The organism is Coleofasciculaceae cyanobacterium (genome assembly GCA_036703275.1).
Classification (GTDB): domain Bacteria; phylum Cyanobacteriota; class Cyanobacteriia; order Cyanobacteriales; family Xenococcaceae; genus Waterburya.
In genome coordinates, this window is record DATNPK010000092.1 from 123,514 (window position 1) to 145,348 (window position 21,835).

Genomic DNA, 21,835 nt, shown 5'->3' on the forward strand with positions numbered 1-21,835 from the left:
TATTTGCATTAAATCTAAGATATTAAATTAAATTAAATTTTTACTATGGCTCAGTTAACCCTTAATTTAGTTCAAGGAGCAGTTAGCTTCAACTTCTCTATTGATGCAGCAAAACAGCTACAGGCGGAAATATCTACACTAATGCAAAGCCTCAAAGCAATTGCAGGTGCTACCTCGAGTGCTGCTAGTCGTCCAGCTAGACAAGAATCAATGGAATATCGTTATACAGGTGATGTGTTTTTAGAAATCTTCTGTAACCCTAATATTTATCCCAGTCCTTTTGCGGCTAAAATTTTGATAACTCTGCGAGACGATCGCATTCGTTTGACTAGTGAAGCTGAACTTACTCAGTTAATTGAAGACTTGAATGTATTTCTCGAAGGATAATTGAAGCGCGATCGCTTTAATAGTTGGAGTTGGATCGCGCGATCGCTGACATTACATAAATCAAGACAATATTAATAGTCAAATAATGTAAATTCTATCTTTAAGACAACGATGTCTTACTCTTGATTTTATGTTTGGCAAATCCTACTAGTACTACAATAAATAGGGTAATTGTTTGATTTCTCTTCAGCATGGCATTTACTCCCAACTCGCGATCTTTAGCTTTCTTGGCCCTAAAAAATGTATATCAAAAGAAAGCCTATACTGATGTTGCGCTCAATCGCGTCATTAAGTCTATGGGTAAATCTGCTGAGATCAGCCAAACAGATCGCAGTTTTGCTTGTGAGTTGGTTTATGGAATTGTGCGTCGTCAACGTACATTAGATGCGTTGATCGATCTACTAGGCAAGAAAAAAGCAGTACAACAACCCCCAGATTTAAGAATTATTCTGCATCTTGGTTTATATCAGCTGCGCTATTTAGATCGTATTCCTGCTTCAGCCGCGGTTAATACTAGTGTGGAATTGGCTAAAGCTAATGGCATTGCTAAACTCGCTGGAGTAGTTAACGGCTTGTTACGAGGATATATTCGTCAAGCTGAATCTGGCGAGCCTCTGCAACTACCAGAAGATCCGATAATTAGATTGGGTGTAAAACATAGTTTCCCTGATTGGATTGTGGAAACTTGGTTAGAGCAATTACCACTGGAAGAGGTAGATCGGCTACTTGCTTGGTTTAATCGATCGCCCAAAATTGATTTACGAGTTAATATTTTAAAAACTAACCTAACTGAAGTAGAAGCTGCGTTTAAAGCTGTTGGTGTTGACGTTGAGCAAATACCTAACCTACCTCAAGGATTACGACTAGAAAACGCGGGTGCAGTTACTGATTTACCTGGATATAAAGACGGATGGTGGGTAATTCAAGATAGTAGCGCGCAGCTAGTCACACATTTATTAGATCCTCAGCCTGGAGAGACGATTATTGATGCCTGTGCTGCCCCAGGAGGCAAAACAACCCATATTGCCGAATTAATGGGAGATGAGGGGCAAATTATTGCTTGCGATCGCGCTGCTAAACGCTTAGAAAAAGTTAGGGAAAATGCTGCACGATTACAGTTAAAATCAATTAAAATTGAAGTAGGAGATAGTCGAAACTGCGAGCAATTTGTTAATATTGCTGATCGCGTACTCTTAGATGCACCTTGTTCGGGCTTGGGTACACTTCATAAACGCCCCGACCTTCGTTGGCGACAAACATCTCAAGGGATTCGGGAACTTTTTACCCTGCAAAAGGAACTATTAGAACAAGCAGCTACTTGGGTAAAGCCAAAAGGTATTTTAGTTTACGCAACTTGCACTCTTAATGTTTTAGAAAATGAAAAAGTAATACAATCATTTTTGGCAAATAACACTAATTGGAGTATTCAATTTCCTCCCGATGCGATTGCTAAAAACTGGTTAACAAACGAAGGCTGGATTAAAGTTTATCCCCACCGACATAATATGGACGGATTCTTTATGGTGGGATTAGTACGAGATTGGTGAGATGTGGAGCAATAAAATTAACAAGATGAAACAAATTCTTAAGCTTATCATTGCTGCTGCTTGGATTGATGGCGTTATTCAACCAGAAGAAAGAGCTTATTTACGTCGAGTAGCGCGAGATTTTCAGCTAGCTAACGATCCTGAAATTAAACCATTACTATCAGAATTAAGACCAATTCAAGCTGTTGAGTGTTATCGATGGCTGGAAGAATATTTTGGTGAACATCCCTCTGTGGCTGATTATCAAGAATTGCTAGAGAAAATTAGTGGTCTAATTTATAGCGATGGTTATGTCGATGTTAGGGAAGCGAAGTTAATTGAGACTATTCAAAGTTGCGATCCTAATAATCCAGATTGTCGTAATTCTGTTTTAGATAGGATGCTACGCAAAATTCAAAAAATCTATAAAGCAGCAATTGAACAACAAGTTTGATTAATGCTAATTGGAATTTTTTAGCTTTTAGCTCTTAGTTTTCAGTAATGTGATTTATTAACCAAATAACACATTATTTGAATGCTTTCTATACAAAAATATCTTAATTAAAATCATAGTTAATTAAGGCGATCGCTGTTTATATTAAGTTGCTTTTAAATAGACAAGATTACCTCGTGCCAAGAAAAACGCGCAAAGTGAAATTATAAATTTGAATGCCACTCGGTATTAAGAGTTAAAAATGTTTCTTATTTATTAAGTTTAAAGTAATTTATAGTATATTTGCTTTTTTTTTACTACAAAAATTATATGATAGTTTAACAGTTCAATCATAAAAATTTTTATAGCTAATTCTATAGCTCAGAGTAATTAGTAATTAATCTCAACCATACTAATTTAAGTTTAAGAGTTTGATGTTATTTACTCATGCTTTATTCGGGAGAATTTGGCGGTAGGATTTGAATCTAAGTTCATAAATCTATCCTGAGATACTTACTTTATTTTGATGTAAACAGGCAGAATGGGGCTTTATTTTTCAGATAAATTCTAGATCTTGTTACAGCTAAGCTATGTTGAGAGCCAAAACTTCTAATACTGTTTCTGCCAAAAGTTTTCAGGCAACACCCTTTTTATTGGCTCTATATTTTGTTTCTGGCTTTAGCGCCCTGCTGTATCAGGTAGCCTGGCAAAGAATGTTAGGCTTGTTTTCAGGTTCTGATATTCGTTCGGTAACGATTATTGTCGCTTCCTATCTGCTGGGATTGGGCTTAGGAAATTTATTAGGCGGCTCGATTAGCGATCGCTTGTCTAATCGCCAGTGTGTCATGGTATATGGCTGCTGTAACCTTGGTATTGCTAGCTTTGCCTTAGCCAGTCGTTTTATTTTCTACGATCTGCTGTTTCTCAGGCTGCAATATCTAGCTCAGTCTTTGCTAGTAACTTTAGGAATTGTTTTTATCAGTCTCTTGATTCCTACAGTTTTAATGGGTATATCTTTACCCATGTTATCTAAGGCAATCAACCGTAGTGCGGAGGGTGCTGCATCCCTAATTGGCTGGTTGTATGGATTCAATACTCTTGGTTCGGGTTTGGGGACTTTAGTTTCAGGGTGGTATATTGTCGGTACTTTAGGCTACAGCAAGACAGTTTACTTGGGCGCGATCTTTAGCCTTACTGTTGGTGTATCAGCGTTAGTTTTAGCTTCTCGTTTTCCTAACCGTAGTTTGTCTGAGGATAAATCAAATATCAACTTAAAGCCAAACCAAGATGATACTCGATCGCTTAAATCCTGGTATATATTAGTTTTTTTAGCAGGTTTTACGGCAATTTCCTGGGAAATTATTTGGTTTAGAGTATTAGACATTGCTCTACAGTCAAATGCTTATACCTATGCTCATTTACTAGCTTTTGTGTTAATTAGTAGTGCGGTGGGCAGCATGATCGGGGCAAAAGCAATTAATTATATTCGTCGTCCTAAAAAAGTATTTCTCATTATTCAGGGCATTATTGCGCTTTATTCAGCGATCGCCATTTGGGGTATTGGACTTTATTGGCAGGCTCATCCCGGTTTACGCTCGGATCAGGGATTTGTCAACCTTAACGACATTAACGCCGAAGTGCTATTTAAGTATTTAATCATCCCTGGAGCGATCGCTATCCTACCCAGCTTGCTCATGGGTTTTTATTTTCCCTTAGTCCAAAAAGCCGTGCAGCAGGATTACGGGCAAATCGGCAAACGAGTCGGCTCGATCTATCTGGCTAATATTTTAGGCAATACCCTGGGTAGTTTATTAACTGGCTTGATCTTAATCGATTTACTCGGTACGGCTGGTTCTATTAGGCTGTTAGTTGCCCTCGGATTAGGGTTCTTACTGGCTATGCGCCCTAAATTAATTAAAAACCGACTAACTATTACGCTAATTATTATCTCAGCCATAGCGATCGCCATTTTTCCTAATAATAATCGTCTTTGGGCTGCACTCCATGCCGTCGATCCTCAGGCTTATTTTCAGGTTGCCGAAGATTCTACCAGCGTAGCGGCGATCGCTGAAACTAATGGTCAAGGCAAATTACTTGCCAGTGGTCAAGTACAGGCAAACTTTCCCTATTTGCATATCCATGGGCTGTTAGGTAGCGTTCCTGCTTTATTGCATCCAAATCCGGAAAAGGTAATGATTATTGGCTTGGGTTCTGGAGGTACTCCTCACACTATCGGCGTGAACCCTATAACCAAAAAAATAAAGATTATTGAGCTATTGGGAGCAGAACTACCCGTATTGCGACAATATGCTCAAAAACCCGCTGGTAAGCCACTTCAGTATCTATTTCAAGACCCCCGTTACGAAATTATAGTTGGAGATGGACGTAGAGAATTAACCGTTAGTAACGAGAAATTTGACATTATCGAAGCGGATGCAATTCAACCCTGGCGATCGCGTGCAGGAATGCTGTACTCTCAGGAGTTTTTTCAACAAGTGCAGTCTCACCTCAAGCCAGGAGGCTTTTTTGTGCAGTGGGATGTCGGTTCGGGGGCGCAACAAACCATGCAGAGCGTCTTTCCTTACGTTACTAAAGTCGGCATGGCAGGTAACTTATGGATTTTAATTGGCAGCGACGATCCTGTACTTTTTGATAAAAAGCTGCTGCTGCAACGATTGAAACAACCTAAGGTAATTAGTTTTTTAGAACAGGCAGGAATTAACCCCGTAAACGTACGTCGCGATGTCAGACAGGCTTATGTCAAGAGCTTTAAGCGTCAAAAAGACAATCTAACTCAACCTTTTAATACCGATCTGTTTCCTCGTGGAGAATATTATTTAAATCGTTAATCTAATTCCAATCGGCTAAGACAATCTTGCCAATTGCACTTCCCTGTTCAATACGTTGATGAACATGGCGCAGATTTTGCGCCTTAATCGGTTTAACTATGTCGTTACAGGTTGTGATCAGCGTTCCATTTTCAATCAGTTGGCTAACTTCGTTGAGTAATTTACCCTGTTGGGCCATATCTTCGGTCTGATACATCGAACGAGTAAACATGAATTCCCAGACGAAACCAGCACTCTTGTTTTTTAGAGTATCCATTGACAGTGGTTGTTTATTTTCCACGACCGTACAGATCGTTCCTTGTGGTTTAATTGCCTCAGCGATCGCCTGCCAGTGTCCATCGGTATCGTTCAAGCACAGAATGTAATCGACAGTTTGATAATTCACCTTGGCAATTTCTTCAGCCAGATGATGACGATGATTGACAATTATATCTGCACCTAGTTTCTGACACCAGGCGATCGTTTCAGGACGAGAAGCAGTAGCAATAACCTGAAGCTTGGCTAATTTTTTGGCTAGCTGAATGGCAATAGACCCTACACCCCCCGCACCATTAATAATTAAAATTGATTTACCTGCATCTGCGCCATTTTTACTAATGTTTAATCGTTCAAAGAGAGCTTCCCAAGCGGTAATACTGGTAAGTGGTAAAGCTGCTGCTGTAGCAAATTCTAGATTCTGCGGTTTATGAGCGACAATTCGTTCGTCCACCAACTGAAATTCACTATTGCTGCCAGGACGAGTAATATCACCTGCGTAATACACTTTATCTCCAAGCTTAAAGCCTGTTACCTTTTCCCCTATTTCCACTACCACGCCTGCTGCATCCCAACCCAGGATACGGGGTTGCTCTTCAATTTTGTCTTTGGGACTCCGAAGCTTGGTGTCAACAGGGTTGACTGAAATTGCTTTGACTTGTACCAGCAGATCGTGTCCTCTGGCTACAGGCTTGTCAATTTCAATATCCTGTAAGCTGTTTTCGTTTTCAATCGGTAAGTATTGAGTTAAGCCGACTGCTTTCATGGTTTTCTCTTCAAAAGCTAACTTGCTGCGATTAATTTCTACAAACTCGTATCCATAAATGAATAGTTAGTGTAGCTTCTAGCATCGCTCTCCATAGATATTATAATGATGAACTACTTCTAGAACGCTTGGCGTACAGTCAAACTAAGCCGAAGAATCACCTCCTTAAGATCGGCACGGATACTGGCAAACTTACGCAGCTTTTCCTGAGCAGGCATATTAACACTCCTTAATGGATTCCCACAATTCGGCAATTTCTTTTGCGCTGTTAGCTTTAATTCGCGACAGATCTATCGGGTAATCGACCCCTAAGTTCTCTTCAAAACGCGTTGCGGTAAACTGTCCGTTGCTGGCACGCAGAATAAATCCAGTATCTTGGCAAGCGTCACTAGCTAGGTAAATAACTCCAGGAGTGACCCATTCGGGCTTGAGATTGGCTGGTGTACCTGTTTCTCCCCACATTCGAGTTTTAGCTACAGGGGATACCGCATTGACAAGAATCTTGTGTTTAAAGCCTTCCATGCTTAGTGCATTCATGATGCCAACCTGAGCCATCTTGCCAGCAGCATAGGCTGTCAATCCAGATTGAGCGTATTGCTGATACATAGCACGATCTGAAGTGGTCAAAACTATTCGTGGTGCCGATGATTGTTTTAGATAGTTCCAGGCGTGCTTACATATCCAAATTGTCGCGAGGATATTAACGTCGATGGCACGATGTATAAAATCGACCTCTATTTATCTCAATAGCTTGATAGCCTACCCAGCCAGCATTATGGATGAGGATATCCAGGCTGCCGAAAGAATTTATCGTCAGTTCTACCAGCTCGCGACAAGTCGATTCTTTAGACAGATCGCCGCAATGGGCGATGACGTTTTTACCATGTTCCTGCAACTCGCGCGCAGCATTGGATGCCACTGAGTTGTCAATCCCTGCACCCGCACGATCCGTACCCAGATCGCTGATTACGACATTAGCACTCCTGTCAGCTAGGGTTTGAGCGTAAGCTAACCCCAACCCTCTACCTGCACCAGTGATGATGGCTGTTTTACCTTTGAAATCCATGTTCCTCTTTTAACTCTAGTAGAAATTGTTAACCCAGTTCATTAATGTCAATGTAGAATTCAAGCTATATAAATGTCCAACACATTTTTTGCTACTAATTAACACTTAATAGGTTCAAATGGAATTACGCCATCTGCGTTACTTTGTTGCAGTTGCTGAAGAACTTCATTTTGGTCGGGCTGCCAAAAGACTCTGTATTACTCAACAACCTCTAAGCCGACAAATTAAAGATCTCGAAGAAGAACTAGGAGCAGAGCTTTTTTACCGAACTAAGCGAACGGTTCGTTTAACTGAAGTTGGTGAAATTTTTTTGGTAGAAACTAGAAAAATACTTCAGCAAGCAAATTACGCCATGGAGTTAGTCAAACAGGTATCTCAAGGCAAAATTGGACGAATAACAGTAGGCTTTACTGGTTCGGCATTAAATATCGTGCTTCCTACTGCGGTGCGTCAATTTAAACAGCGTTATCCTCAAGTAGATTTAACTTTAAAACGAATGTAAACCCCAGAACAGGTTAAAGCACTCAACAATGGGCAAATCGATCTTGGCTTGTTGCATCCTCCTATTAATGATGACGGGTTAATTCTAGAGACTATTTATCGAGAGCAATTAGTCGTAGCTTTGCCCGACAATCATCCTCTGGCGAATGTATCCAAACCCGTTTCTCTCCAACAATTAGCCAACGAGTCATTTATTCTCTTTCCTCGTTACATTGGTTCGGTACTATACGACCAAATTATCAATCTATGTCAGCAAGCTGGCTTTAGTCCTAACGTAGTACAAGAAGCTATTCCCCAGCAAACCATTTTAGGTTTAGTAGCAGCAGAAATTGGGATTAGTTTAATTCACAGTTCGGCGCGAACTTTGGGGCGACCTGGAGTAGTTTTTCACAATTTAATCGAACCGACTCCAAAACTAGAAACGGCTGTTGTTTGGAGTCCTGATACTACCAATTTTATTTTACAGTCTTTTGTAGAAATAGTTAAACAAGAAAATGTTGGAAACTTGGATTAATCGACAATCTCGCTGTACATATCAACCGTTCCCCGCCATTTTGTGGTTACGAACTCGATAAAAAAAGCGATCGCTTAAATAATCACAGCGATCGCTTTTATTGAGTTTACATATTCATGGTTAGCAATCTCAAACTCTTACCTGCTTACGCCTCAACAGGTTCGGGAGGATTAGTAGCCGAAGGACGACGCGAAATTACCTGATCGATTAGACCATAATCTTTGGATTCTTCAGCAGACATAAAGAAGTCTCTTTCAGTGTCTTCTTCAATCTTAGACAAAGGCTGTCCCGTATGATCTGCTAGATGTCCGTTCAATTTCTGCTTGAGATATAAAATCTCTTTTGCCTGAATCTCAATATCGGTTGCCTGTCCCTGTGCGCCACCCAAAGGCTGGTGAATCATAATTCGAGAATTAGGTAAACTCATCCGCTTACCTTTTTGTCCTGCGCTAAGCAAAAAAGCACCCATGCTGGCAGCCAAACCAATACAGATGGTGCAAACATCAGGGCGAATCTGATTCATGGTGTCAAACATCCCCATCCCTGCCGATACTGAACCACCAGGAGAGTTGATGTAAAGATAAATATCCTTTTCTGGATCTTCTGCTTCCAAAAACAGCAGCTGGGCAACAACTAGGTTGGCGATTTCATCAGTAACTTGTTGCCCTAAAAAGACAATTCTTTCTCTGAGTAAACGAGAATAAATATCAAAGGCGCGATCGCCGCGACCTGAACTTTCTATAACGGTAGGAATCATGCAGCTATCTTTGGTAAATGTTGTCTTTGATTGTAGCTATTTTCTAGGCTCAAGGATGGGGTGGAAATTACTAATTAAACACAAAAGATAATACTTTCTAAACGGGCGATCGCTTTTTCTAGGTCATCATTAACAATCTTAAACTCAAATTCATCGCTAGCAGCAATTTCTTGTTTGGCAATTTCTAGTCTTTTAGCAATTGATTCTTCTGAGTTTGTGCCTCTAGTTCTAATTCTTTGCTCCAATTCTTTGATCGAAGGAGGTAAAATAAAGATCCGTTTGGCAGCGGGAAAGATATTAGCGATCGCCCTAGCTCCAGCTAACTCTATTTCCAATAGAACACAATTACCCAATTCTAGCTGTTGGATTACCTGATTCTTCGGCGTACCATAGTAATCACCTGCATATTCTGCCCATTCTAAAAGTTCCTGATTGAGAATAGCTGTCTCAAAATCTTTTTTATTGAGAAAATAATATTCTTTGCCATCTGTTTCTCCTGGGCGAGGTGGTCTGGTAGTAGCAGAAATTGATACGCGCAGCTGGGGATAGCGTTGCAGCAGCAATTTAACCAGCGTTCCTTTTCCTACCCCGCTAGGTCCTGTAATAACGATAAGTTTACCTGGCTGTTCGGCTGACATTGATGATAAGCTGATTTAGCTAAGATTCTTTACTGTCTTTATTGACCACAAAGCGATGAGCTACAGTCTCGGGCTGTATTGCTGAGAGTACTACATGAGAAGAATCGGTAATAATTACGGCACGAGTACGACGACCATAAGTTGCATCAATTAGTAGACTTTTTTCCCTGGCTTCAGTAATAATTCTTTTGATTGGTGCGGATTCTGGGCTAACAATAGCAATAATACGATTGGCTGAAACAATATTACCAAAACCGATATTTATTAATTGAATATCCATAATTATTATTCATTTACGACTTTTTTTCGGTAACCGATCGCCAAGTTTAAAAAATTAGAAAATATAGTTTTAATACTATAGTTAAAAAACTTGATTTACAAGCAAAAATAAATGTGAATGACGTTATTTAAGGAAATTTTAGCTTTTGCTGCAATATAAACACTTCTGTCGCCAAAATCACAATAATTTAATTAATAGTTAAGTTTTTAAAGTTTTTTACAATTATGCAACCAGTTGATTACACAACCCTAATGGCAAGCTGTGAAGAACTAAATCGAGACTGGGTTCCCTCTCGTTTAGAGCAAGTATATCAACGCGATCGCTTTACTATTTCATTAGGGTTACGAACTCTCAAGGCCAAGCCTTGGCTGACTATCTGTTGGCATCCCGAAGCAGCCCGAATTAATATTGGCGATCCCCCACCCCGCATTAAGGATACTTTTACCTTTAGCGATCAGCTGCGTCATCAGCTTAATGGGTTAGCTTTAACCAATGTAAACGCGATCGCGCCCTGGGAAAGAGCAATAGACCTCCAGTTTGCCCAACGCCCTGGAGAACCTGCTTTATGGCATTTATATGTAGAAATTATGGGTAAATATAGCAACGTGATTCTTACCGATGCCGAGGGGCAAATTATTACCCCTGCCCGTCAGATAAGTGCTGCCCAATCTAGCGTCCGCCCGATCCAAACTGGACAACGTTACGAAGTTCCACCCGCCCTTACTGGTACTACACCCAAGCTAGAAGAATCCTTGGCAAGATGGCAAGAAAGGGTTAGTTTAGTGCCTGGTCAACTTAAACGCCAGCTACTGAGATCCTATCGGGGCTTGAGTCCGAGAGTCGCCGAAGAAATCGCGCTCGCAGCTGGTTTATCTCCTCAACAACAGACAAATACCTTGCAACCCGAACAGTGGCAAGAATTATTTAGCTATTGGCAGAAATGGTTGATTGTCTTAGAACAAAAGCAATTTGACCCAGGCTGGCTGGTAGATGGCTATACAGTTTTGGGCTGGAACAAAACCGAATCGGTAAAACAGGTACAAACTTTACTCAATTGCTACTATACTAACGAGGTCAATCGACAACAGTTTCAACAGCTACATCATCAGTTAAGCCAGAAGCTGTCTAATCTGCTTAAAAAACTAAACGTCAAAGCAAATACTTTCCGCCAACGTTTAGAACAGTCTGCCGATGCCGAAAGCTATCGTCATCAGGGAGATTTGTTAATGGCGCATCTCCACAAATGGCAGGCAGGTATGAAGTCGATTACTCTTAACGACTTTGAAACAGGCAAACGAGTCAAAATCAAGCTGAATCCTGAAAAAAATGCCGCCCAAAATGCCCAGACCATTTATAAACAAAGTCAAAAGCTTAAACGTGCCCAAAGCGCGGTAGTACCTCTGCTCAAAGAAGTAGATGCCGAAATAAACTATTTAACTCAGGTACAGACAGCTCTCAATCAGCTACAGAGTGGAAACCAAGCAGGTAGCAACGAAAATTTACAGGCTTTAGAAGAGATCAAGGAAGAATTAATTCAGCAAGAATATATGGCAGTCGAACGTCAGGGAGAAAGTAGTAAAGTAGATCGAGATTCTCAACCCTATCGCTATACTGCACCATCAGGAGCTGAAATATGGGTAGGTCGTAACAATCGTCAAAACGATATCCTGACTTTTCGGACTGCGGTGGAGTACGATCTTTGGTTTCACACTCAAGAAATTCCTGGCAGTCATGTATTGCTACGTCTGTCTCCAGGCACAGTACCTAGTGAACACGATCTTCAGTTTACGGCAGATCTGGCAGCCTACTACAGTCAAGCACGCGAAAGCGAACAAGTGCCAGTAATTTACACCAAACCAAAACACGTTTATAAACCCAAAGGTGCAAAACCAGGAATGGTAATCTACAAACAGGAAACTGTAATTTGGGGCAGACCACAGATGGCACAAGTCGTGCAGCAATAGTTTTGGCTCAAAAGACTTTGGGAATGATTATCTTGCTTTAATTAACCAAGTTTAATTTTGGCAAAGGTCGATCGCGGAACATTTGATACAGTAATTACGATATAGTCGATGTTAAATACTTTTAATAGCTAACTCAAATATCTTCAAACAAGTCAACTTAAAGCTGGAAGTAAGCTATTAGATTGTATTGTTGTAATTGAGCTTGAGGTAAAAATCTCAACTTGAAGACTGAGATCACATGACATTACGCTTTCTTAGCGTAGAATTAGTGTAATAGACGATACATTTATTATTTTTTTACAAAATTATCGTATCTTCTGTTACAATTCTTATTGAGTCAAAGAAGTTTAGAGTTGTCTCGTTGGGGAACGCGCAACAAAAGATTTTTCCAGACTTAAACAACAACATTTAACTTAACCAGCGATCGCCTCGCTGGTATTTTTTTTTGGGTCATAATTAACTGAGTACTTTAAAACTGGCATTGTCTCATGAGTTATGAAAAGCAACTAGATTTGAATGAAACCGTATTAACACAAGAAGAAGATCTATTTGACTATTCCTACGAACAGCCAGGAAGCATTCCAGGAACGCTTAATATTGAAGACGATGCCGAATTACCTCAAATTGTGTTAATTGATTATAATAGCGATCGCGCCAATCATATTAGTAACTTAAACCCAGAAGCCTGCGCCAAATATATGGAAACCGATTCAGTATCCTGGGTCGATGTGAAAGGGTTAGGTAGCGAAAATATTTTACAGAGACTAGGAACGGTTTTTGGTTTACATCCCTTGGTATTAGAAGATATAGTCAATGTTCCCCAACGACCCAAAATAGAAGATTATCCACAACAGCTAGTAATAATCACTCAAATGGTTGTGCCCAAACCATCGGGAGAAGGCTTTTGGTTAGAACAGGTAAGTTTAGTTGTAGGCAAAAACTATGTGTTAACGGTACAGGAATATCCTGAAAAAGATTGTTTGCGACCAGTACGCCGACGGATCAAATTTAACAAGGGAGGAATTAGAGAAATGGGTGCTGACTATTTAGCTTATGCTCTCTGGGATGCAATTATTGATGGCTTTTTTCCGGTTCTAGAAATTTATGGAGAAAAGATTGAAGATCTAGAAGACGAAGTAATATTTAATCCTAGCAATCAGAGTTTAGCTAATGTATATCAAATTAAAAGAGAATTGCTGGCTTTACGAAGGGCAATTTGGCCCCAAAGAAACGCTCTCAATACTTTAATCAGAGACGGTAGTGGCGTAATCAATCCAGAGAGTTTAGTTTTTTTGAGGGATTGTTATGACCATACAGTGCAAATCATTGACATTATCGAAACCTATCGCGAATTAGCTTCTAGTCTCACCGATATTTATCTTTCTGCTATTAGTAATAAAATGAACGAAGTAATGAAATTACTGACGGTAATTTCTAGTATTTTTATCCCTTTAACCTTCATTGCTGGGATTTATGGGATGAACTTTAATACCGATATTTCTCCCTGGAATATGCCCGAGTTAGGCTGGTATTGGGGCTATCCTTTGTGTTGGGGATTAATGCTAACGACAGCTGCTGGTCTGGTGTATTTCTTCTGGCGACGAGGTTGGTTTAACAACTTCTCTAACACTATTAAATAGATAAGTCGCTCAAAACAGCGATCGTTACTTTAGTGGGTTATTGGTTATCAAAGCCACACCCGCACGTTGGCAAATGTGCTTCAGTAGTGATGTAGTTCTCGTTAAAATGGGGAATACTGAAAATATAGGTAGGCAGATAAAATCAAGTACCAATTTTTCTGCTTTGAGAGTTTACGTTTCTTAATCTCTAGTCCCCGCTTACTGATTGCCCTATATGAGTTATAGCTTAAAAAATCAATTTCGAGATGTGACTAATCGCACTGTTGGCAATCAACTCCAGGCAATTCCCATGGTCATAGTCATCAGTCTAATTCTCTTTGGGGGAATTGGTTGGCGTTTAAGTTATTTACAGTTGCAGCAGGGAGTAATTAATCAGAAAAAAGCTGAAAATAATCGGATTCGTATCGTTCCCAAACCACCCGTTAGAGGTCTTATCTTGGATCGCAACGGCAAAATACTAGCAACTAATCGCCAGTCTTATTCGGCTTATTTATGGCCTAAGGCACAAAAAGAGAAAAATTGGCGCATAAACCGCGATCGCATCGCGCAAATACTGGAGCTCAAACCCAAAGAGCTGCAAAAGAAGGTAGAGGAAGCAGGATACAATTACCCCAGTTTAATTCCGATTGCTCGTAACTTGACTCCAGAACAAATCACGGTATTAGAAGAATATAAATCACAGTTAAAATGGGTCGAAATAGATATTGGTCAAGTACGATATTATCCTCAAGCTAAATTAGCCTCTCATATTTTGGGCTACACAGGAGAATTAGACCAAGAGGAATTAGAGCAGAAAAAGCCTGATGGTTATCGCTTGGGAGATATCATGGGCAAAATGGGAGTAGAGTCTGCTTATGAAGCACAACTGCGGGGAGAATGGGGCGGGTTAAAGCTTGGTGTAGATGGATCTGGACGGATAATTAACTTTTTGGGTCAAACCCATGCCAAAACGGGTAAAGATTTAACTCTAACTATTGATGCAGACCTTCAACGGGCTGCCGAAACTGCATTAGGAACAAATAGAGGAGCAATTGTCGCCTTAAATCCTCATAATGGCGAAGTATTAGCTATGGCTAGCTATCCTAGTTTCGATCCCAATATTTTCTCTTCTAACATTACTCCTCAAGTCTGGCAAGAATTACAGTCGCAAGGAAATCCTTTCTTAAATCTGGCTTTACGAGCTTTTCCTCCCGCTTCTACCTTTAAGATCGTTACCGCCACGGCAGGATTAGAATCAGGTAAGTATCCTCCTAATACAGTTTTGGGTACGTATCCCTATTTATCTGTTGGGGGAACGAGATTTGGAGAATGGAATAAAAGCGGTTTTGGTTCTTTGGGCTATGTATCTGCTATGGCTTGGAGCAGTAATACTTTTTTTGGTCAAGTTGGGCAGGGAGTCGGTGGAGAAGAGTTAATTAAAACGGCCAGACTGTATGGCTTTGGTGAACCAACGGGGATCGAATTAACAGGAGAAACAGGGGGGTTAATTGCCGATGATGCTTGGAAACGGCTCAACTTTGAAGACTGGGGGTGGACAGTAGGAGATACGGTAAATATGTCTATCGGTCAGGGATTCACCAGCGCAACGCCTTTACAAATTGCGGTAATGTTTAGCGCGATCGCTAATGATGGCTATCGAGTACAGCCTCATTTACTACACACAGACAATCAGTCAAAATCAAGCAAAACCAGCTTAAATCTTAAACCCACAACATTGTCTACAATTCAACAGGGATTGAGAGCAGTAGTTGATGGCGGTACAGGAACAAAGCTAAACTCTCCCAATACTCCCCCAGGGGCAGGCAAAAGTGGTACAGCAGAAGCCCCTCCAGGTGAATCTCATACTTGGTTTGGCGCCTATGCTCCCTTCGATAAACCAGAAATAGTTGTGGTGGCATTTGCCGAACATTCTGGAGGTGGAGGTGGATCGGTTGCTGCACCGTTGGTTAGACAGATAATGGAAACTTATTTTAAACCAGATAAAATTACCAAAAACTAACGGTTTTCAAGCCATGCCCTTTAAGGACATCCAGTTTTTGGCTAATAGCTAAAGATAGAAACCACGAAGCTAGTTTAAACCAAATAAATTGCGCTTTTTTGCCAAAGGTAAGCAGTCAACTACCTCGTCCTCCAAGCTTCAACATATCTCCCAAACCTTCCCCTACTAAAGATAAGCCTGTCACCAAGATCGTCATTGCCAAACCAGGAAAGGTAGCTGACCACCAAATCCCTATAGGCAAGGCATCTAAAGCTAAACGCAGATCGTGACCCCATTCTGGTACTTCCGGAGGTAATCCTAATCCCAGAAAACCTAAACCACCCAGAATTAAAATTGCATCTGCGGCATTAAGGGTAAACAAGACAGGAACACTTTGAATTACGTTGAAAAACAAATAGCGGGATAATATTCTACTAGTAGGTGCGCCCATCGCCTGGGCTGCTTCAATAAATAACTCTGTCTTGACGCTCGTGGTATGGTTGCGAACTATACGATAATACTGGGGAACATAAGCAATACTTAAGGCTAAAGCTGCGTTGAGAATTCCTTGACCTACTACAAAAGCCAGGGTTACAGACAACAATAATCCAGGTAAAGTATAGATCGTATCCATAAAGAAAAGCAAAACTTTGTCAATTTTACCGCCGAGATAACCACTAACTAAACCTAAGGGAACTCCTAAAATTAAACTAATAGTAGTTGCCAAGACTACTACTTTTAATGCAGCTTGAGTACCAAACAGAGTACGGGAAAAAACATCGTATCCTTGGCGAGTTGTGCCAAACCAATAATCTGCCCCTGGTGCTTCATGGATCGGATTAGCTAAAGCTTCGGTTGGATCTTGCAGCCAGCCTATATTTTGTAACGTGGGGGCGAGTATAGCGATCGCTATAAAACAAATCGTGATGATTAAGCCAATCAAAGTCAGGCTTTGAGACAGGGTAAGTTGAAATTGACGAGGTAATTTAAGGCTGGTAGTCATAACTCATTATGGGGCAACTGACTTAGTTTGCTCGGCATTATAGCCAAAAATTATCATAATTTTGGTTGAATTGGTTATTGTTATCTTGTTATTTGGAGCGATCTCTGGCACTAATCGCAAAACCAGATGCTGTAGATAAGATAGAAACAACTAGTACAATTTCAATTTTGATTTTGATTTGATGAATCCTAATAACTGGTTTACAGTCGTTTCCTTCTGCGCGATCGCTACATTGCTAAGCGTTACTTTTGGTTGGTTAGTTAAGCGTAAAAAATTACCCTTCAAGCCAATAATGGATTTTAACGCTGCACAGTGGCAATTTATGCAGGTTTGGGTCAATGTTGCTTTGCTACTTGGGGTAATTCTTCCTGTAATCATGTGAATTACTTTTTGGAATACGCCAGATTTGCGAGTTTTTTTCGGTTGTTACTTATTAGCTGTTGTGGTTCAGTTAGCCTGTGAGATAAGTTTTAGCCGTGCTTTGTGTAAAAGTGTTGTGGTGATTATTGGCACATTTTATACAGGGTTTAGAATTTGGCAATTATGGTCAGGATTACATTCCTTTAATTATCTCCAGCCTTGGTTAGGTTTATTGTGGTTGGTTTTTTTATTTTGGGTGGCAAACATGACCATGCTGACCACAATGGCTATTCCGAGCATCTTGCCTAAACTAAATGGTTATAAAGCTAATAGCTAAAAGCTAATAGCTCATTGAATTGAGCGCAATTATCAAGCTTAAAGCATTTTTGCCAAAATCAAATCCAGGCGATCGCTAATTCTTCCCTGCCAACCTGGTTCAATAATATTTGTACCTGTGGGTTCGATAATAATTGCCGGAGAATTTATTAGATTCCCTGGCTGCAAGGTTTCTCTTCGGTATACGTGAGTATCGTGCCAAGTATCTGCGGTGTACATTTTAACTGTGGTAACTGCTTGTGGAGGAGTGGCGTTTTGGCGAGGAATAGTCTTAGATTCAGGAGTATAGGTAGGATAAATTAACTCTAAAGAAATAGTTTCCACGACTAAATCTCGATCGGCAATCATGAAGCCATAACGCTGTTGGTATTCTTGTTCAAACTGCGATCGCATTGATTCTAAGCTGGCAAAATCAACAATTAAACTAGAGTCTGTACCAATGTATTTAAGATGAACTTTCTGCAAGATAACTGTGTCTTGGCTATCTTCTTGTTGCTGGGCTAACTCTGCTTGAGCCATAGTAGCTAATTGTTCAAAAGCCGAGCCTAAACTAATTAAAATCTCTGGCTGCAACTGGGCTTCAACCGACTTCTCTCTGATAATTCTCAGATCTGCTAAACCAATACCATAAGCTGATAATACCCCCGCATAAGGATGGAGAAAAATTTGCTTGATGCCTAGTACATCAGCAATTAGACAGGCGTGTTGTCCTCCTGCACCGCCAAAACAGCAGAGGGTATAGGTACTAACGTCATAGCCTTTTTGGAGAGATATTTTTTTGATTGCATTTGCCATATTATCTACGGCGATCGCTAAAAAACCAGAGGCTATTTGCTCTACAGTTCTACCATCTTGAATCCGATTGGCTAACATTTGAAATTTTTCGCTGACGACTATGCGATTTAAGGGGGCATCTCCATTGACTCCAAAAACTTGAGGAAAAAACTCAGGCTGAAGTTTACCAATCATCACATTACAGTCCGTGACAGTTAAATCGCCACCTCTACCATAAGCAGCAGCACCAGGGTTAGCCCCCGCTGAATCTGGGCCAACGCGATATCGGGTACCATCAAAGTGTAAAATTGAGCCTCCTCCCGCAGCTACGGTATGAATTGACATCATCGGCGATCGCAATCTAACTCCTGCCACCTCAGTTTCAAAACTGCGTTCATATTCCCCTGCATAGTGACTTACATCAGTAGATGTCCCGCCCATATCAAAGCCAATAATTTTATCAAAGCCTGCCAGAGAACAGGTTTTGACTGCCCCGACAATGCCTCCCGCCGGCCCAGAAAGAATGCTGTCTTTACCTTTGAACAAGTTTGCATCTACTAGCCCCCCATTAGACTGCATAAACATCAGTTTGGTTGATGCTTTTCTCTGCTGTTGGCGAACAAATAAATTTTCAGTAAACTGTTCGACATAGCGACGCAAAATAGGCGAAAGATAAGCATCGACTACGGTGGTATCTCCACGACTGATGAATTTAATCAACGGACTTACCTGATGAGAAATAGATATCTGGGTAAAACCAATTCTGCGGGCAATCTCCCCTACCTGTAGTTCGTGTTGTGGGTAACGATAACTGTGCATTAGCACTATGGCACAACTGCGTATTCCCGAATCGTATGCAGCCTGTAAATCTTGCCTAGTTTGAGATATATCTACCCGAATTAGTTCGTTGCCTTGGGCATCATAGCGTTCTTTAACTTCTACTACCTGTTCGTAAAGCATTTCAGGCAGAATTATTTCTAAAGCAAAAATATCGGGACGATTTTGATAACCAATCCGCAGGGCATCTTTAAATCCTCTGGTAATAGCTAAGACAACGCGATCGCCTTTTCTTTCTAGTAGGGCGTTGGTAGCTACGGTTGTCCCCATTTTGATTGCTTCTATCTGTGCGGCAGGAATAGAGTCATCTTGAGCGATACCCATAACATCCCTAATTCCCTGAAGCGGAGCATCATCGTACTGTTCGGGATTTTCTGACAATAATTTATGGACGATAATTTCGCCTTGAGGCGTTTGGGCAATAACGTCGGTAAATGTGCCACCGCGATCGATCCAAAATTGCCAACGTGAAACAGCCATAATGTAGATTAACTAAATTACCAAGTTTTCGTATCAGAGATTTCCAACTATTTACCAAAAAGTTTTGACCTCAACTTTCTCTCTTGCCATATTACAGGTTGCTTTAGCTACGTTAATTAAATCACTTAGATCGAGGCTGTCAGCATTAATTTCTAACAACCCGATACTAGCACTTACCAGATATTCATTTCCTTGCCACTGAAACGAGAAATAATCATTAGTCGCTCTATTGTTCTCGATCTAATTTAGCAATATTGTCTGGTTAGCTCGACAATTTGAGTAAATAATTTGAATGTAACTTTAAGATTAATATCTCAAAATTGGGATTAATCTTAAAATCTGATGGCAATCGAGCAAAAAACTGCTATTAATTTAAATAAATACCTATCAAGATCAAGGAAGAGAAAATATGCCTCTGACTCTCTCAGGAGAACAGCAACAGCTTTTTGACCGCAGCTTGGAAACTATTCAACAGGTTGAAGGTCTTTTTGTAGAGGCAAAGGTGCTTTTTCCTAATTTCGAGCCTGATACAGAAGTACTCAAACAACAATTAGCTAATCCCTTCTCTATTTTTATTTGTGGTGAGTTTAACGCAGGTAAGTCTAGTTTGCTCAATCAGCTTAACAATCAAGAAATTGCTTCGGTAGGATTTTTGCCCACCACTCAGGAAATTAATTCTTATAATCCAGAAGGTTTTGGTGGTTTGGCGTTTATTGATAGTCCAGGAACAAACTCGATTATTGAACAACATCAAGAACTAACCGAAAACTATTTACAGCAAGCAGATATTATTTTGTTTGTCACTTCTGTAGAGCGTCCTTTGAGTAAATCGGAGCAAGATTTCTTAACTTTAGTCGATCGCACCTGGGCGCGTAAAATTATCGTTGCGATTAACAAAATAGATTTAGTTCAAGGAGATGAGACAAGGCAAATTCGTGAATATGTCAGCGAGGGATTGAAAGAAATCCTAGCAAAAATGCCTCCCGTATTCGCTATATCTGCTAAAACAAGCGAGGGAATTGATGAATTAAAAAGCTTTTTACTGGCATTTTTGGCAGAAGGAGAAAAAGTAAAGCTCAAGCTACAGGGCCCACAAAAGTCCTTGCTGGTTTATTTAGAACAATTGGAAAAGCAAAATGAATCGCTCAAAACTAAATTACAATCCGATCAAACTATTTTTGACCGTACTTCTCGCCGAATTGAAGAACGATTAGAAGAATACAATCTTTTGTTTGGCATTTTCCGCGATAACATTGAAAATTTGTTTACTAATTTAATCCAAGAAACAAATGATTTAATTGATAAAAACACTGGCTTTCTAACTGTTCTAAAACGAAAAATTACTAAAGAAGAAGATTACCTCGAAGAAAGATTAGCTAAAACCATCAAAGAAATTCAGTTAGATAAAAATCTGCAAGAAATATTTCAAGAAGCAATTTCAACTTTCCTGAAATATAGAGAGCGCATTGTCAGAGAGGCAAAAGAAGATTTGTCTACCGCCATCACTGTATCTGAGGAAACTTTAGCACTTCCGCCGATTAATACTGATCGACTAAAAGGTGACGAGTTTGCTGTCAAAATAAAAACCGCTGCTGAAGAAGGATTAGATAGCTTTTTAAGATTGGGAATTACTGCTGCTGCAACGGGATTTGGAGGACAGCTACTATTTAGTACAACTTCAGCAGATGCCACAGCGTTTTTAATTGCTGGTCTTTTTGGCTTGATGAGTTTTGATGCCTTACCTAGAAGGCGGAGAAAAGTTAAAGAAGAACTCGAACAAACCTATCGTAACCTCCAAGAAAACTACACCAAAACTTTAAAAGATGCTTTAGCAGTAGAGCTAAACAAGTGTCTCCAACAGTTTGCAGATGTAATTAGACCCAAACAAGAAGAATTAGCTAGTAAAATAGCTACCGCTGAATCAATCAGTCAGCATATTGCCAGTATTAAGGTGGAAATTCAGAAGATTACGACTGAAGTCGAACAGTTGTCTGTAGATGACTAACGTTAATCGATTGGCGATCGCCCAAATTATAACTATAACAATACTAGGCAGTTCTCTTGCTTTATAAATAGAATTGAGATCACAAATGTTGATGGACAAAATTTGGAGTATTCCTTCAAAATAAGAACTACAAAACTATTCTCATCAGTTGTTTTGTTGAACACGATCACTCAAATTTTTGCAGTAATTTCATCTCATAATTAGTGCGATCATGTTCACGTAATCTTGTGATTTCAATTTTAATGTCTCACACTTTGCTAATTTTTATCGACGAAAACACCAAATTTAATCGCGAAAAAACATTAGAAACTATTTTAAATATGGAAGGTATAGCATTACGCATATACGTGTTTGACATTTTTTGAAAGCGGCATCAACACATTCTCTTACTGTCTCAAATTCTTTAATTCTCTGCTTGATCCAGGTTTTAAGAACAGACCACCAACGCTCAATTTTATTCAAATCTGGAGAGTAGGGAGGCAGGTA

Annotated in this window: 20 protein-coding genes and 1 pseudogene; 12 read left to right on the forward strand and 9 right to left on the reverse strand. The window is 40.1% G+C overall.

What is annotated here, in order from left to right; translation table 11 throughout:
• The first annotated feature begins 45 nt into the window (after positions 1-45).
• The 4 genes from V6C71_18530 (at position 46) to V6C71_18545 (ending at position 5,195) form a co-directional block, all read left to right on the forward strand.
• Positions 46-387, forward strand: coding sequence for a hypothetical protein (locus V6C71_18530; GenBank protein HEY9770458.1), 342 nt, complete (start codon positions 46-48; stop codon positions 385-387).
• A gap of 191 nt (positions 388-578) precedes the next feature.
• Entirely contained in the window at positions 579-1,934 is a 1,356-nt protein-coding gene (locus V6C71_18535; GenBank protein ID HEY9770459.1) for a 16S rRNA (cytosine(967)-C(5))-methyltransferase, read from the forward strand.
• 25 nt (positions 1,935-1,959) lie between these two features.
• On the forward strand, positions 1,960-2,367 hold the full coding sequence (locus V6C71_18540) for a TerB family tellurite resistance protein (protein HEY9770460.1): 408 nt from the start codon (positions 1,960-1,962) through the stop codon (positions 2,365-2,367).
• A gap of 569 nt (positions 2,368-2,936) precedes the next feature.
• Complete coding sequence (locus tag V6C71_18545) at positions 2,937-5,195, forward strand: fused MFS/spermidine synthase (GenBank protein ID HEY9770461.1); 2,259 nt, start codon at positions 2,937-2,939, stop codon at positions 5,193-5,195.
• 1 nt (position 5,196) lies between these two features.
• On the opposite strand, the gene V6C71_18550 is transcribed toward V6C71_18545, so the two are convergent.
• The 3 genes from V6C71_18550 to V6C71_18560 form a co-directional block, all read right to left on the reverse strand.
• Positions 5,197-6,216 carry a zinc-binding alcohol dehydrogenase family protein gene (locus V6C71_18550; GenBank protein HEY9770462.1) on the reverse strand — a complete coding sequence of 340 codons (1,020 nt, stop codon included), beginning with the start codon at positions 6,214-6,216 and terminating at the stop codon, positions 5,197-5,199.
• A gap of 219 nt (positions 6,217-6,435) precedes the next feature.
• Entirely contained in the window at positions 6,436-6,954 is a 519-nt protein-coding gene (locus V6C71_18555) for an SDR family NAD(P)-dependent oxidoreductase (protein ID HEY9770463.1), read from the reverse strand.
• Positions 6,917-7,282, reverse strand: coding sequence for an SDR family NAD(P)-dependent oxidoreductase (locus V6C71_18560; protein ID HEY9770464.1), 366 nt, complete (start codon positions 7,280-7,282; stop codon positions 6,917-6,919). Before V6C71_18560 ends, V6C71_18555 begins: the two co-directional genes overlap by 38 nt.
• A 118-nt stretch (positions 7,283-7,400) precedes the next feature.
• On the opposite strand from V6C71_18560, the gene V6C71_18565 reads away from it, so the two are divergent.
• Positions 7,401-7,784, forward strand: coding sequence for a LysR family transcriptional regulator (locus V6C71_18565; GenBank protein ID HEY9770465.1), 384 nt, complete (start codon positions 7,401-7,403; stop codon positions 7,782-7,784).
• Positions 7,785-7,799: 15 nt separating this feature from the next.
• A pseudogene (locus tag V6C71_18570) lies at positions 7,800-8,297 on the forward strand (LysR family substrate-binding domain-containing protein).
• A gap of 145 nt (positions 8,298-8,442) precedes the next feature.
• Here the strand turns inward: V6C71_18570 and clpP are convergent.
• The 3 genes from clpP to V6C71_18585 form a co-directional block, all read right to left on the reverse strand.
• The gene (clpP, locus tag V6C71_18575) at positions 8,443-9,054 is read right to left on the reverse strand and encodes an ATP-dependent Clp endopeptidase proteolytic subunit ClpP (GenBank protein ID HEY9770466.1); all 612 of its coding nucleotides are present in this window, start codon (positions 9,052-9,054) and stop codon (positions 8,443-8,445) included.
• A gap of 74 nt (positions 9,055-9,128) precedes the next feature.
• Complete coding sequence (gene gmk, locus V6C71_18580; protein ID HEY9770467.1) at positions 9,129-9,692, reverse strand: guanylate kinase; 564 nt, start codon at positions 9,690-9,692, stop codon at positions 9,129-9,131.
• 19 nt (positions 9,693-9,711) lie between these two features.
• Positions 9,712-9,972, reverse strand: coding sequence for a DUF370 domain-containing protein (locus tag V6C71_18585; protein ID HEY9770468.1), 261 nt, complete (start codon positions 9,970-9,972; stop codon positions 9,712-9,714).
• A 224-nt stretch (positions 9,973-10,196) separates the two neighbouring features.
• Between V6C71_18585 and V6C71_18590 the strand changes: the two genes are divergently transcribed.
• The 3 genes from V6C71_18590 (at position 10,197) to mrdA (ending at position 15,575) form a co-directional block, all read left to right on the forward strand.
• Positions 10,197-11,936, forward strand: coding sequence for an NFACT family protein (locus V6C71_18590; GenBank protein ID HEY9770469.1), 1,740 nt, complete (start codon positions 10,197-10,199; stop codon positions 11,934-11,936).
• Between the two features lie 488 nt (positions 11,937-12,424).
• Positions 12,425-13,576 carry a magnesium/cobalt transporter CorA gene (gene corA / locus V6C71_18595; protein ID HEY9770470.1) on the forward strand — a complete coding sequence of 384 codons (1,152 nt, stop codon included), beginning with the start codon at positions 12,425-12,427 and terminating at the stop codon, positions 13,574-13,576.
• A 247-nt stretch (positions 13,577-13,823) separates the two neighbouring features.
• Positions 13,824-15,575, forward strand: coding sequence for a penicillin-binding protein 2 (gene mrdA / locus V6C71_18600; protein HEY9770471.1), 1,752 nt, complete (start codon positions 13,824-13,826; stop codon positions 15,573-15,575).
• Positions 15,576-15,690: 115 nt separating this feature from the next.
• Here mrdA and V6C71_18605 read toward each other — a convergent pair whose 3' ends face one another.
• Positions 15,691-16,557 carry an ABC transporter permease gene (locus V6C71_18605; GenBank protein ID HEY9770472.1) on the reverse strand — a complete coding sequence of 289 codons (867 nt, stop codon included), beginning with the start codon at positions 16,555-16,557 and terminating at the stop codon, positions 15,691-15,693.
• Positions 16,558-16,738: 181 nt separating this feature from the next.
• On the opposite strand from V6C71_18605, the gene V6C71_18610 reads away from it, so the two are divergent.
• Together V6C71_18610 and V6C71_18615 are read left to right on the forward strand one after the other, a co-directional pair.
• Positions 16,739-16,939 carry a hypothetical protein gene (locus V6C71_18610; GenBank protein HEY9770473.1) on the forward strand — a complete coding sequence of 67 codons (201 nt, stop codon included), beginning with the start codon at positions 16,739-16,741 and terminating at the stop codon, positions 16,937-16,939.
• A 60-nt stretch (positions 16,940-16,999) separates the two neighbouring features.
• Entirely contained in the window at positions 17,000-17,254 is a 255-nt protein-coding gene (locus V6C71_18615; protein HEY9770474.1) for a hypothetical protein, read from the forward strand.
• Positions 17,255-17,292: 38 nt separating this feature from the next.
• Here V6C71_18615 and V6C71_18620 read toward each other — a convergent pair whose 3' ends face one another.
• Entirely contained in the window at positions 17,293-19,344 is a 2,052-nt protein-coding gene (locus V6C71_18620; GenBank protein ID HEY9770475.1) for a hydantoinase/oxoprolinase family protein, read from the reverse strand.
• Positions 19,345-19,753: 409 nt separating this feature from the next.
• Here V6C71_18620 and V6C71_18625 point away from each other — a divergent pair, with 409 nt between their 5' ends.
• A complete protein-coding gene (locus V6C71_18625) occupies positions 19,754-21,349 on the forward strand; it encodes a dynamin family protein (GenBank protein ID HEY9770476.1) in 1,596 nt (531 codons plus the stop codon).
• Positions 21,350-21,658: 309 nt separating this feature from the next.
• On the opposite strand, the gene V6C71_18630 is transcribed toward V6C71_18625, so the two are convergent.
• Positions 21,659-21,835 (reverse strand): transposase (locus V6C71_18630; GenBank protein ID HEY9770477.1); only part of this gene is annotated, 177 nt, incomplete at its 5' end.

What these genes read in the sequence shown, in the direction of transcription:
- V6C71_18535 (HEY9770459.1), top strand. Translation starts at nt 579, where the DNA reads ATGGCATTTACTCCCAACTCGCGATCTTTAGCTTTCTTGGCCCTAAAA.
- V6C71_18550 (HEY9770462.1), bottom strand. Translation starts at nt 6,216, where the DNA reads ATGAAAGCAGTCGGCTTAACTCAATACTTACCGATTGAAAACGAAAAC.
- V6C71_18565 (HEY9770465.1), top strand. Translation starts at nt 7,401, where the DNA reads ATGGAATTACGCCATCTGCGTTACTTTGTTGCAGTTGCTGAAGAACTT.
- V6C71_18620 (HEY9770475.1), bottom strand. Translation starts at nt 19,344, where the DNA reads ATGGCTGTTTCACGTTGGCAATTTTGGATCGATCGCGGTGGCACATTT.
- gmk (HEY9770467.1), bottom strand. Translation starts at nt 9,692, where the DNA reads ATGTCAGCCGAACAGCCAGGTAAACTTATCGTTATTACAGGACCTAGC.
- corA (HEY9770470.1), top strand. Translation starts at nt 12,425, where the DNA reads ATGAGTTATGAAAAGCAACTAGATTTGAATGAAACCGTATTAACACAA.
- V6C71_18590 (HEY9770469.1), top strand. Translation starts at nt 10,197, where the DNA reads ATGCAACCAGTTGATTACACAACCCTAATGGCAAGCTGTGAAGAACTA.
- V6C71_18625 (HEY9770476.1), top strand. Translation starts at nt 19,754, where the DNA reads ATGCCTCTGACTCTCTCAGGAGAACAGCAACAGCTTTTTGACCGCAGC.
- V6C71_18610 (HEY9770473.1), top strand. Translation starts at nt 16,739, where the DNA reads ATGAATCCTAATAACTGGTTTACAGTCGTTTCCTTCTGCGCGATCGCT.
- V6C71_18585 (HEY9770468.1), bottom strand. Translation starts at nt 9,972, where the DNA reads ATGGATATTCAATTAATAAATATCGGTTTTGGTAATATTGTTTCAGCC.
- clpP (HEY9770466.1), bottom strand. Translation starts at nt 9,054, where the DNA reads ATGATTCCTACCGTTATAGAAAGTTCAGGTCGCGGCGATCGCGCCTTT.
- V6C71_18545 (HEY9770461.1), top strand. Translation starts at nt 2,937, where the DNA reads ATGTTGAGAGCCAAAACTTCTAATACTGTTTCTGCCAAAAGTTTTCAG.
- V6C71_18540 (HEY9770460.1), top strand. Translation starts at nt 1,960, where the DNA reads ATGAAACAAATTCTTAAGCTTATCATTGCTGCTGCTTGGATTGATGGC.
- V6C71_18530 (HEY9770458.1), top strand. Translation starts at nt 46, where the DNA reads ATGGCTCAGTTAACCCTTAATTTAGTTCAAGGAGCAGTTAGCTTCAAC.
- V6C71_18560 (HEY9770464.1), bottom strand. Translation starts at nt 7,282, where the DNA reads ATGGATTTCAAAGGTAAAACAGCCATCATCACTGGTGCAGGTAGAGGG.
- V6C71_18605 (HEY9770472.1), bottom strand. Translation starts at nt 16,557, where the DNA reads ATGACTACCAGCCTTAAATTACCTCGTCAATTTCAACTTACCCTGTCT.